This window comes from Spirosoma sordidisoli (assembly GCF_004138325.1).
GTDB lineage: Bacteria > Bacteroidota > Bacteroidia > Cytophagales > Spirosomataceae > Spirosoma > Spirosoma sordidisoli.
Map to the genome: position 1 here is coordinate 1 of NZ_SBLB01000015.1, position 12,226 is coordinate 12,226.

Sequence of the window (12,226 nt, forward strand, 5' to 3'; positions counted from 1 at the left end):
CTGGGTACCCAGAACCGGCAATCGGCACCGAACTGCTTCAGTGCCGATTTATCGGTTACGGGTAGCTATCTCGAATGCCTTGATGGTAGTCTTTGCCATCACTCAAAATTCGGGATGACTCATGTTTAGCCAGTTCAGTGGAGCCAGCGGGTTAGTAGTTTTTGTCTGACGAGCCAAAATTGGTGAACCGGCTGTTGCCGGTGCCGCGGCTGGGGCGCTGCTCGGAACCATTCCGTTGCCGGCCCTGGCTGCTGCCGTTGCGGGCTTGTCCGCCTTTGGTGCCTTCGCTCCGGAACGAGTTGCCATTGCCCGACGAATTGGGTCGACCGCTGTTGCTGCGGTTTTGACCGTTCCCCGATGAGGCACTCGACATCCGACCGTTTCCGTTTTGGGGGCGGGCGTTGCCCTGCCGGTTGCCGCCACCGTTGCGACCCTGGCGTTGCGGTGGGGCCGGATTCACTTTAGTGGTGTCAATATCCAGTACATACGGATGTTCGTCGATAACCGGAACCTGCTTGCCGATCAGTTTGTGAATGTCGCGCAGAAACTCCGTTTCTTCCGCGTCGCAAAACGACAGGGCTATGCCGTCGTTTCCTGCCCGGCCGGTCCGGCCAATGCGGTGTACGTACGTTTCGGGAATGTTCGGCAGTTCGTAGTTGATCACGTGCGATAGTTCGTCGACGTCGATACCGCGGGCCGCAATATCGGTTGCCACCAGCACCCGCGTTTCGCGGGTTTTGAAGTTCGAGAGCGCCCGCTGACGGGCATTCTGCGACTTGTTACCGTGAATGGCTTCGGCTTTGATACCCACCCGAACCAGGTCTTTCACTACTTTATCAGCCCCGTGTTTGGTGCGGGCAAAAACCAGCGCCGACTTGATGCGCTGATCATCCAGGATATGAACCAGCAGTTTGCGCTTATCTTCCTTGCTGACGAAATACATCGCTTGCTGAATGGTATCGGCCGTCGATGATACGGGGGTTACCTCAACTTTGGCGGGGTTATGCAGAATGGTATCGGCCAGTTTGGCTACATCGGTCGGCATGGTAGCCGAGAAAAACAGCGACTGACGACGTTCGGGTAGTTTAGCGATGACTTTCTTGACGTCATGAATAAAGCCCATGTCGAGCATCCGGTCGGCCTCGTCCAGCACGAAGAACTGTACATCGCGCAGATTGATAAAGCCCTGATTCATGAGGTCGAGCAAACGGCCCGGCGTAGCAATCAGAATATCCAGACCGGCTTTGATGGCGTTGACCTGGCTATGCTGGGATACACCCCCAAAAATAACGGCATGACGCAGGTTCAGGTGCCGCCCGTAGGCTGCGAAACTTTCGTCGATCTGAATAGCCAGCTCACGCGTTGGGGTAAGAACCAGCGTCTTGATGCGCCGGGGACCACCCGCACTTTTGCTCCGTTCTTCGTTAAGCAGTTGTAAGATCGGGATAGCGAAGGCGGCTGTTTTACCCGTACCTGTTTGTGCGCAGCCGAGGAGGTCGCGCCGACCGAGTAAAATAGGAATTGCCTGTTGCTGAATGGGAGTAGGGGTAGTGTATCCTTCTTCGGCAAGCGCCTTCTGGATTGGTTCAATCAGTGATAAATCGGAAAATTGCATGGGTAGGCTGGACGTCGATAGGCAGTGGAAAAACGGTGTTCATGAAGTCCAGCATCCAACGTCGAAAAAATGAAGTTATACGTCTACAACCCCACTATGGCAAAGAAAGTGCCATACTTGCCGGTATGTTAAATTCTTCCTACTCGTAGATACTGCCCGCAGCCTGTTCAACCACGGCTTTCGGCATGAGCCAGGCCATCAGTTTGCCGAGTTTATTGAGTACACCCGTAACGACTTCGGTTTGCCCCGCCAGCGTAGCATCGACTGCCTGACGGGCTACATCGGCGGGGGTCATGTTCACTTTTTCGGCTGCTTTGCGACCTTTTTCGCCAATCTGAGCCCGCGTAACGAAGTCGGTATCAGTAGCTCCGGGACAAACGCAGGTTACCGAGACCGAACTGCGTTTCAATTCCTGGGCCAGGCCCCGGCTAAACTGCAGAACCAGAGCCTTGGAAGCTGCGTACAGACTCAGACGCGGTACGGCCTGGTAGGCGGCCGAGCTGCCAATGTTTAAAATGTAGGCGCGGGGCTGTTGCTTGAGCTGGGGTAAAAAAAGGTAACAGAGTTTTACCAGGGTGGTATTGTTCACCGCCAGCATGTCGAGGTGCTCGGCCAGGGCGTGGCTTTCGAAGAGTCCGCTCAAGCCGTAGCCGGCGTTATTGACCAGCAGTTGTACCGTATACCCGTTCTGCTCACACCAGCCGAATACCTGCCCGGCGGCATCGGCTGCGGCCAGGTCGGCAACCAGCACCTCGGCGCGAACCCCGTAGGTGTCGGCTAACCGACGGGCCTGCTGTTGCAGCACCGACTCTGAACGGGCTACCAGCAGGAGGTCAAACTGTCGGCGGGCCAGTTCATCGGCAATGGCCAAGCCAATGCCACGGCTGGCACCGGTAATCAGAGCGTAAGGCATACACAAAAAACGATTTACGGTATTTAGCCCATGCGGATCGAGTCCCGGAGGCCAAATACCGTAAACAGTATACTTAAATATTTACTTTCGAGATAAACCGGTGATAGAACGGCGTCTTACTGTTTTCGTGCTTGGGCATGTACTTACCCGTTACAACCGGCACGTACATGACCCGACGACGGCTGGCTTCGCCAAAGTGGGGCGACTGCTGAGCCCGGTGCCAGAGCCGTCCGTCATGTACCGATAGATCCCCTGCCTGAATGTCGAAGCCGATCTCGTGCTTGTCGGGGTCGTTGTCCACGAAGTATTTCTTCCGAAACAGCATCTTGATGATCCCCTGTTTATGGGTACCCGGAATAACGCGCAGGCCACCATTTTCGTAGGGCGTATCGTTCAGGTGAATGCCTACGTTCAGCATCGGCATGATGCGCTGCCCGAGAAAAATGTCGCGGGGGCTGTCGGTATGCCAGCCCATCTGCGAAAATTTGCTGTTGGGGGTGCGTACATAGTGGTTGAGAATAAGTCCGTCTTTTTCGATTTCGGCGATGCGACCTTCGTACGGTTGCAGCAGATCAACAACGGCCTGCAGGCGCGGGTCCTGTAGAAACTCATGAAGGGCTGTGCTGTGCTGCGACAGGAAACACATCCGCTGAATCATGGGGTTTCCGGCTTCATCCTTCCCGAATTTCAGCGGAACTCCATTCACTTTATCGCGACCTTCATCCAGCCATTGCTGTTCAATGCGAATGGTTTCGCTGATAAATAATTTTACGGTTTCGGGATTAATAAAATTTTTGAAAACAATCACACCGTGTTTATTAAAAAACTGGCGCTGTTCTGTGGTAATGGTTTCGCCCAGGGTAAACGGGGGCAAGAATATTTTGCTCATATCGGTGGTTTTGCAATGCGGGTATTTCGGTATCGTACTAGCTGTATGGGTGTAGAGCTGACAGAATCAACGAGGTAACATTATCTTAACGTGCCAAATCTAATAAATTTACAATTTTGGGATTACTTTACCGCCATATAATTAATTCGACTTTAATTGGCTCTTCTTCCGTAAATAGGTGTCATTCTCCTGCAGATATAAGGTAATATGTTGACTGTCAGTTGATTTTTGGTCCGGCTCATTCGATATAAACCGATAGCCGGTTAGTAAATAACAAATCAGCCTGAACGCGTAATATTCTTATTCTACTGGTTGATAATCAGGTTTACAGCCATGCACCGAACCGGATAAATATATCCGCCTATGTGGCTGGTAGTTTTTTTGTAGCCTAATTGGTCGAGGCAGGTCCGGCAATCGCGAACGTTGTCCCTTAAACGGAATCCCTTACCGAGCTATCCTGAATTGGGGCGGAGTTTATGTTGGTGCTGGTCGGCAGCCGGCTTTTCATGATACAGACCGTTCTTCTTCGTTTTTTTCGACCCTGTTCCAGCCGCTGAGGGCCAGCCGTTTACCCAGCCAGTAAAGCGGGTAGGTAAATGCAAAAGCCCCCACTACATCCACGGTATAATGTACGTGCTGTACCAGCAATAGACTCCCGACAAGCAGTGACCCAATCAAGGCCAGCAGCCTGTCCCACCACCGGCGCAGACACAGGAACATCAGGAAGATACTGGACGTATGACCGGAGTAAAAAAGATCCTTGGTAATATACGTTTTGCCGTAGAATGCATTACTGATCGGGTCTATCAGTGGAATGAGACCAGCTGGCGGATTCAGGGGTACCAGATTGATACTCAGCATGCGGGACAGGCTAACGATGATATAGCCATACGTGAACATCATAAATATGGCCGGGCTGCGTCGGGCCCGAACGATGAGCAACAGGGCCGTGGCCCAAATGATCAGGAAAATACCCAGCGATACATCCTGAGGGGGTAGCTGGTTCAGCACCCAGTCGTTCAGAACGGGACCCTGGTGCTGTTCTATGGTTTGAAAGAAAACCGGAAAGGTAACTAGCAACGCCAGCGTACAGGCCAGACCCACAAAAAACTTGATGCGGAAAATAGGTTGTTGCCAGGCTGCCTGCCAGGCCAGATCGCCAGTGGGATCAGGAGAAAGAATACGCATTTGTACACGCTAAAAAGGCCGCAAAGGTACGAAAGCCAGCTCGTTTGTACCAGTTACACCATCAGCAATCGCCAGATACCCGATGCCAGCAGCAGCAGCAGACCGGCCGGTGTCAGCACTTTCCAGCACAGAAACATCATCTGGTCAACCCGAATGCGGGGGAATGTCCACCGGACCCACATCTGGAGCAGCACCGCCAGGAATACTTTACTTAATAGCCAGAAGGCCCCCGTTACGTTACCCCATACGGTGCCGGGCGCGCCACTCGTCCAGTCAGCAAGCCGGACAGGTCCGATGTTGGGAAGGGGCGTATTCCAGCTACCCAGAAACAGGACGGCACCCAGAAACGACACTAGGAGCATCATGGCATACTCCGACAGATAGAGCAGCGCAAACCGCATGCCCGAATACTCGGTATGGAACCCGCCCACAATCTCCGACTCGCCCTCCGGGAGGTCAAACGGGGCGCGGTTACTCTCGGCCAGCGTGCATATAAAGAAAATTACGTAGGCGATCAGTAAAAACGGATTCCGGAGAACGTTCCAGGCAAAAATGCCCCCCCAGCCCGTTACGTCGATGCCGAGAAATTTGAGGCCGAACAGGTAATTGGTATCTGTCGTATAAATACCCTGTTGAAAGCTGATTTCCTGCAGGTTGAGCGTCTGCGCAATCATGGCTACGCACAGGATCATCAGACCCAGCGGAATTTCGTAGGATATGATCTGGGCCACCGATCGCATGGCTCCGAACAGCGAATATTTGTTGTTTGACCCCCAGCCTGCCATCAGGATGCCCACGACATCGAAAGAAACGATGGCCATCAGGTAAAAGACGCCCACCGCGGCTCCCGACCCCTGTACATCCGGCGTAAGGGGTAGTACCGCAAAGCCGGCGAAGACAGAGGCAAAAATGACGGCCGGCGCCAGCAGGAACAATCGACGATCGGCGGCTGTCGGTACAATATCTTCTTTCTGCAGGAGTTTCAGCAGATCAGCAAACAGTTGCAGCAATCCCCACTTACCTGTTTCCATGGGGCCGAGCCGGTCCTGCATAAACGCCGACACCTTCCGTTCGGTATAAACACCAACGACTACGAAGCCAGAAGCAATCAGCAGGAAAAGAGGAAGAGCCAGCACAGCATACAAGGGAAATGCCTGACGCTGCCAGCGGCCCGACCCGCCGGTTCAGGTCGCTGGCAGCGTCAGGGGTTAAAACTCAGCCTGTTTGGGCGCGCGCGGGAAAGGAATAACGTCGCGGATATTGCCCATACCCGTCACGAACTGCACCAGTCGCTCGAAACCCAGCCCAAATCCGGCGTGGGGGGCCGAGCCGAACCGGCGTGTATCGAGGTACCACCAGATGGTTTCCGGATCGATCCCGACTTCCTGCATGCGGGTAACGAGCTTGTCGAGGTCGTCTTCCCGCTGCGATCCACCGATGATCTCGCCGATACCGGGAAAGAGCACATCCATAGCCCGAACCGTCTGGCCAAGTACCTCGCCCCGGCTGTTGGTGGCCTGGGCCTCGTCCTGCTTCATGTAGAACGCCTTGATGTCGCGGGGGTAGTTGGTCAGGATAACCGGTTTCTTAAAATGCTTCTCGACCAGATACCGCTCGTGTTCAGACTGTAGGTCAACGCCCCAGCTAACTTCGTACTGAAACTGTCCTTTTTTGGCTGGTTTTGAATTGACGAGAATGTCGATCGCATCGGTGTAGGTTAACCGGACAAACTCGTTACTAATCACGAATTGAAGTTTTTCGAGCAGACTCAACTCGCTCTGTTCTTCTTTCTTCTTTGTTTTCTCTTCCTCCTTGAGCCGGTTGTCCAGAAACGCCAGATCGTCGGCACAATGCTGAAGGGCGTAGCGGATAACGGTTTTGACGAAATCCTCGGCCAGGTTCATGTTATCTTCCAGCTCGTGGAAGGCCATCTCGGGCTCAATCATCCAGAACTCGGCCAGGTGACGGGTCGTGTTGGAGTTCTCGGCCCGGAAGGTGGGTCCAAATGTATAGATTTTGCCCAGCGCCAGTGCACCCAGTTCGCCTTCGAGCTGACCCGACACGGTCAGGTTCGTTTCGCGGCCGAAGAAATCCTGGCTGTAGTCTACTTTGCCATCGTCGGTGCGGGGCGGATTGATCGGGTCGAGTGTCGTTACCCGGAACATCTCACCAGCGCCCTCGGCGTCGGAGGCCGTTATGATGGGCGTGTTGAGGTAGAAGAATCCGTTGTCGTTAAAATATTGATGCACCGCAAAAGCCAGGGCGTGACGAACGCGGAGAATGGCGCTGAAGGTATTGGTTCGGGGACGCAGGTGGGCAATCTCACGCAGAAACTCGAGCGAGTGTCTTTTGGGCTGGAGCGGGTACTTGTCGGGGTCGGCCGGTCCGTAGATATGGACGCTGGCAATTTTTACCTCTACCGACTGTCCGGCACCCTGCGACTCTACCAGCTGGCCCGTTATGGCCAGGCAGGCTCCGGTCGTGATGAGTTTCAGGGTTTCGTCAGGAAGTTGACCCGCTTCGGCTACGGCCTGAATGGTATTGATGGTAGAACCGTCGTTAAGGGCAATGAAAACCGCGTTTTTACTTTCACGCTTGGTGCGGACCCAACCTTTTACGGTAACACTGGTGCCAACGGTTGCAGATTTGAGCAGCTGCTGAATGGGTAGATAACTCATAAAAAAAAGCGATCAGTAGGGGATCGGCCCGCAAAAATACAGATTGTCGACTGAATCGCCCACTTCTGTTTTAGGTGAAGCTCGATTCCACAAAAGGGCATGTTACTGCGTATAGAGGTAAACAACAGTATATACGTTTCAAACGCCTGTTTTGTGGGGGCTAAAGCACCCGAAGAGTAAACAAGACAGAACGGAGGGCGGTTGTTGAAACGGGTAGTTACCAGCTCAGGTCAACGGACCAGGAGTCGCGCTGAAGGGCCCGGGTGAGGTAAACGAACTCGGGCTGGCGGATGTCGAGCCGAACGATCAGCGGAAACCGGATTTCCCAGTTCCACCAGACAGGGACCTGCTCCATAGACAGCTCCAGCTCCAGCTGGGTTATGTTGCCAGCCGGTGAAGAAAGTCGCCGGACATAGCGTATGGGGTCCGTGAAGGGGAGTGGCGTACTCGATTCGGAAGCCAGCCAGGTCTGCAGGGCGGTCAACTGATCCGGCGGCAACAGCGAATGAAACCGCACTACGGGTTGCTGGGGCTGGGAGCGGGTAGACTGCCGTAGTGGCCATACCGTACCCGATAAGCGGACCAGGCCTTTGTCGAGGGAAAGGCCGAACGATAGCGTACAATTTTCGCCTTGAAAACGCATGATAGTAGTATCGTTCTAATGACTTTGATAGCTTTGCAACCTCTAAAATTAGTCGCTTTTTGGACTAAATCCATAAAGTTGCTTTATTTTTTGTTTAAATGAACCTAAACAAACCGGCTCGGTAAGCGCCTAACCCTGCCAAGCCGGCTGCCGATACAACCCAATCTATGATGATGCGTACCTTATATATCGTTCGTCATGCCAAAGCTGAAGAGCGGAACATGTTTGCCGCAGACCACGACCGGCAACTTACTTCGGAAGGTATTATGGCGGCCGCCCGCGTAGGTCGGTACCTGCACAGTCGGCAGGTTATGCCGGGTCATATTATCAGCAGCACGGCTCCGCGTGCCAAAGACACCGCTCGGGTAGTGGCTGAACAGCTTGGCTTTGAGACGAGTCAGATTCAGCTCAACCCAAATCTGTTCGATGGTGGACCTAAAGCGTATCTGGAAGCTATAAACGATTTGCCCGATACTATTGATTCGGCTATGATTGTGGGCCACAATCCGGACGTTTCGTATTTTGCCGAGTTCTTGACCCATCAGTCAATCGGGTCAATGAGCAAAGGTGCCGTCGTGGCTGTTTCGTTCGAAGGGCTGAACTGGTCCGAGGTGTCGGGCCGAACGGGGTCGGTGGCCTTTGAGATAGCGCCTAAAAAGCTGCCTAATTCATAAGAAAAGCGCCCCTGCATTATTGACCCGGAAACAAGGTGCTGCTTTTAGCAAGCTGTAATCGTCATGAATCGCAACCGTCGTATTTTTATCGTTGTCTTTATTGTCTTCACAGCCATCGTGGCTCTGCTGGCTATCGATATGGGGCGCCGTACTACCGCGCCCTGGAACAAACGCAGGGAAGTAGAACGAGCCTTTAAACGGGATGGCACCACCGCCGATACGCTACTCTCCGATACGCTGCTTACTCCCTGAAACCATGCTGCAACTCGCAGGTCTTCACCATGTCGCCGTCATCTGCTCGGACTATGAGCGGTCGAAGCATTTCTACACCCAGATTCTGGGATTAACCGTAGTGGGAGAAGTGTTCAGAGCGGAACGACAATCGTATAAACTCGACCTGGCCGTCAATGGACACTACCAGATCGAGCTGTTTTCGTTCCCCGATCCGCCCCGGCGCCCGTCGCGCCCGGAAGCCCTCGGTCTTCGGCACCTCGCCTTTGCCGTAGCTGATCTCGACGCGGCCGTCTTGCACCTGACAGAACATAATGTAATCACGGAACCCATCCGCGTCGACGCGCAGACGGGCAGGCGGTTCACGTTTTTTGCTGATCCCGACGAGCTTCCCCTGGAGTTGTACGAAGAGTAGCGAGCCAACCAGGCTGGCAGCAGGCCATCAGTTGAGGAGTTGACCCAGATCAATTCGCATCGATAGCTGGCTGGTACCGGCGGTTGGTACTGAGGTAAAGCGTCCGTAGGTGAGCTGAAAGCCCCGCGCCTGTACGGATGCGCCGAAGCTGACGCCCGCTCCGCCCGTGATCAGCTTGCCTTCCTGCCGTTTCTGATGATTATAGCCGAGCATCAGATGCACATGCCGGCTGATGAGAAACTCGGTGCCCACGCTCAGGTGACGGGCCAGTTTCTCGGCCAGGCTTACCGGCTGCGGAATCGGATTCCCGTTCAGGTCGAACCGAACGGCCAGGTTGGGGTCGTTATAGGTAATATCGAACCGGTGCAGATGATGGGCCGTCAGCGTCACCCGAATGGGGGCGTACTGCGGCTTCAGGGTGATGCCAGCCTGGAGGTCGAAGGGAAGGTCGGCCTCGGCCGGACCGTAGTTTTTGAGCAGATAGCCCGCATTTTTGGCGACGAGACCTACCGTCAGATTTCCGTTCGGGTGGCGCCAGATACCGCCCAGGTCGGCCAGAATTCCGAAGGCTGAATAGGTTTCAATGGTCGACCCCACAGCCTTTATGGTAGCGCCGAGGGTGAAATTGCCTTCGGTGCGGGCATGAGTGAGGCTGAGGGCATAGTCGTTAGCCGAAAACGTGCCGAGCGTATTACCGCCGGGGTCGGTCAGATCGAACTGGCCGTAGGTCAGATACTGCAGGCCAACCGCCCAGGTGCCGGCCGATCTGACGGGTAGGCCATAGTGCAGGGTATAATACCGGGCCGCAGCCCGATACGGCATCAGACTAATGGACAGCTGGTTGTCGGGGAGTGAGTCGGCCAGCGCCGGGTTGTTCAGGAAATAGGGCGCGTCGGGACGGAGACCACTGGCAACGGTACTACCCAGAGCCGCTACGCGGGCGTGGGTGGGCAGATCGAGGAACGAAAACACCCGCTGGCCACCCAGAGGCTGGCCTTGACTCAGCAGCGGTCCCAGAAAGACCACCCACGAAAAAAAGAGCGCGCGTTTCAAACCAGAGAGCAAGATGTGACAAAGAAACGCCAAATTTCAGGGCGGTAAAAATCGACTGGCGAAGATTCGGGTTAAATATTATCGCGTACTTAACGAATACGTAACTTTGCCAACATCGATTCGACAAACCGACTTATGCAAACCGAAACCCGTCCGGAAGTACCCCTACATGCGCTCAGCAAACCATCAAAAACTGATCTGCTTGCCCAGAAAAACGCCGAAGCTGAACTTGGCGGGGGACAGAAACGGATCGATGCCCAACACGCCAAAGGCAAACTAACGGCTCGTGAGCGAATCGCACTCCTGGTCGATGAAGGGTCGTTTGAGGAGATCGGTAAGTTCGTGATGCACCGAACCCGCGACTTTGGCCTCGACAAAGAACATTACCTGGGCGATGGTGTCGTGACGGGCTACGGCACGGTTGACGGACGACTGGTCTACGTGTTTGCACAGGACTTTACGGTCTTTGGCGGGGCACTCTCCGAGACCCATGCCGAAAAAATATGCAAGCTGATGGACCTGGCGTTGCAGAACGGTGCACCGCTCATCGGGCTGAACGATTCGGGGGGCGCCCGTATTCAGGAAGGGGTTCTGTCGCTGGCGGGTTATGCCGATATTTTTTATCGCAACACCCTGGCCTCGGGCGTTATTCCGCAGCTCTCGGCAATCATGGGTCCCTGCGCTGGCGGAGCCGTGTATAGCCCCGCCATTACCGACTTCATCTTCATGGTAGAAAACACGAGCTATATGTTCGTGACGGGCCCCAATGTGGTCAAAACCGTAACCCATGAGAACGTAACGGCCGAAGAACTGGGCGGGGCCAGTACCCACAGTACCAAATCGGGGGTTACCCATTTTGCCAGTGCCAACGAACTGGCCTGTATTCAGGACATCAAACAGCTGCTCAGCTACATCCCCCAGAACTGCGAAGACGAGCCATTCCGGCTGCCGTACGACACCACCCGCGAGGAAAGCCGCCCGGCGCTGAACCAGATCATACCCGAGAATCCGAACCAGCCCTACGATATGCGCGAAGTCATTGACGAACTCGTCGATGAAGGCACGTTCTTCGAAGTGCATAAGAATTATGCGGAGAACATTGTCGTTGGCTTTGCCCGGATTGGTGGGCGTAGTATCGGCGTTGTGGGGAACCAGCCTGCCGTACTGGCCGGTGTGCTCGACATTAACGCCAGCGTGAAGGCGGCCCGGTTTGTTCGGTTTTGCGATTGCTTCAATGTGCCGTTGCTGGTGCTCGAAGACGTACCCGGTTTTCTGCCCGGCACCGATCAGGAATGGAACGGGATTATTACCAACGGCGCCAAGCTGCTGTTTGCCTTCTGTGAAGCCACCGTGCCTCGCGTAACAGTAATTACCCGCAAAGCATACGGCGGGGCCTATGACGTAATGAACTCCAAGCACATAGGCGCTGACCTGAACTACGCCTGGCCCTCGGCCGAAATCGCGGTAATGGGCGCGAGCGGGGCTGCCGAAATTATTTTCAAGCGGGAGATTGCCGAAGCCGAAGACCCGCAGGCCAAGTTGCAGGAAAAAGTGCAGGAGTATACCGAGAAGTTTGCCAATCCCTACCGGGCTGCCAACCGAGGCTACATCGATGAGGTCATCATGCCCGACCAGACCCGGCATAAGCTGATCCGGGCGTTTGGGATGCTGGAGAATAAAGTGGCCACCATGCCGAAGAAAAAACACGGAAATATTCCCCTGTAAAAACACGGAACCCGGTCATGAAGCGGTAGCTCGTGACCGGGTTCCGTTACAAGCCAGTTTATAATGCCTGCTCCAACGCCCAAAAAAAACGGTAGCCTGCTCCGAACGGTGCTGATCGGTTTATTGATCATTTTCGGCCTGGCTCTGCTGGTCGGTACGGCTTCGGTGCTGTTTCCGTAGACGAACCCGACCCGGCTACGTA

General features: G+C 54.5%; 12 protein-coding genes. 4 read left to right on the forward strand and 8 right to left on the reverse strand.

The annotated features are described in order from the left end of the window. Positions 1 to 151: 151 nt before the first annotated feature. From EQG79_RS29640 to EQG79_RS29670, 7 genes are all read right to left on the reverse strand, one after another. Positions 152 to 1,615 carry a DEAD/DEAH box helicase gene (locus EQG79_RS29640; protein WP_077919878.1) on the reverse strand — a complete coding sequence of 488 codons (1,464 nt, stop codon included), beginning with the start codon at positions 1,613 to 1,615 and terminating at the stop codon, positions 152 to 154. 139 nt (positions 1,616 to 1,754) lie between these two features. Next, positions 1,755 to 2,528, reverse strand: coding sequence for an SDR family NAD(P)-dependent oxidoreductase (locus EQG79_RS29645; protein WP_077919877.1), 774 nt, complete (start codon positions 2,526 to 2,528; stop codon positions 1,755 to 1,757). A 73-nt stretch (positions 2,529 to 2,601) separates the two neighbouring features. Then, complete coding sequence (locus EQG79_RS29650; RefSeq protein WP_077919876.1) at positions 2,602 to 3,417, reverse strand: phytanoyl-CoA dioxygenase family protein; 816 nt, start codon at positions 3,415 to 3,417, stop codon at positions 2,602 to 2,604. Between the two features lie 504 nt (positions 3,418 to 3,921). Further along, entirely contained in the window at positions 3,922 to 4,605 is a 684-nt protein-coding gene (locus EQG79_RS29655; protein WP_077919875.1) for a phosphatase PAP2-related protein, read from the reverse strand. Positions 4,606 to 4,658: 53 nt separating this feature from the next. Then, entirely contained in the window at positions 4,659 to 5,741 is a 1,083-nt protein-coding gene (locus tag EQG79_RS29660; protein ID WP_129606750.1) for a complex I subunit 1/NuoH family protein, read from the reverse strand. Positions 5,742 to 5,813: 72 nt separating this feature from the next. Then, positions 5,814 to 7,283 (reverse strand): asparagine--tRNA ligase, encoded by a 1,470-nt coding sequence (gene asnS, locus EQG79_RS29665; protein ID WP_077919874.1) that lies wholly within the window; start codon positions 7,281 to 7,283, stop codon positions 5,814 to 5,816. A gap of 217 nt (positions 7,284 to 7,500) precedes the next feature. Beyond that, the gene (locus tag EQG79_RS29670; protein ID WP_077919873.1) at positions 7,501 to 7,926 is read right to left on the reverse strand and encodes a hypothetical protein; all 426 of its coding nucleotides are present in this window, start codon (positions 7,924 to 7,926) and stop codon (positions 7,501 to 7,503) included. 170 nt (positions 7,927 to 8,096) lie between these two features. Between EQG79_RS29670 and EQG79_RS29675 the strand changes: the two genes are divergently transcribed. The 3 genes from EQG79_RS29675 to gloA2 all read left to right on the forward strand — a co-directional run bounded on the left by EQG79_RS29675 (position 8,097) and on the right by gloA2 (position 9,246). After that, positions 8,097 to 8,600 (forward strand): SixA phosphatase family protein, encoded by a 504-nt coding sequence (locus tag EQG79_RS29675; protein ID WP_077920092.1) that lies wholly within the window; start codon positions 8,097 to 8,099, stop codon positions 8,598 to 8,600. A gap of 63 nt (positions 8,601 to 8,663) precedes the next feature. Continuing rightward, positions 8,664 to 8,852, forward strand: a complete 189-nt coding sequence (locus EQG79_RS29680; RefSeq protein WP_077919872.1) for a hypothetical protein — start codon at positions 8,664 to 8,666, stop codon at positions 8,850 to 8,852. Positions 8,853 to 8,856: 4 nt separating this feature from the next. After that, complete coding sequence (gene gloA2, locus EQG79_RS29685) at positions 8,857 to 9,246, forward strand: SMU1112c/YaeR family gloxylase I-like metalloprotein (protein WP_129606752.1); 390 nt, start codon at positions 8,857 to 8,859, stop codon at positions 9,244 to 9,246. 27 nt (positions 9,247 to 9,273) lie between these two features. Here gloA2 and porQ read toward each other — a convergent pair whose 3' ends face one another. Continuing rightward, on the reverse strand, positions 9,274 to 10,299 hold the full coding sequence (porQ, locus tag EQG79_RS29690) for a type IX secretion system protein PorQ (protein ID WP_129606754.1): 1,026 nt from the start codon (positions 10,297 to 10,299) through the stop codon (positions 9,274 to 9,276). 135 nt (positions 10,300 to 10,434) lie between these two features. Here porQ and EQG79_RS29695 point away from each other — a divergent pair, with 135 nt between their 5' ends. After that, positions 10,435 to 12,024, forward strand: a complete 1,590-nt coding sequence (locus tag EQG79_RS29695) for an acyl-CoA carboxylase subunit beta (RefSeq protein ID WP_129606756.1) — start codon at positions 10,435 to 10,437, stop codon at positions 12,022 to 12,024. Positions 12,025 to 12,226: the final 202 nt, after the last annotated feature.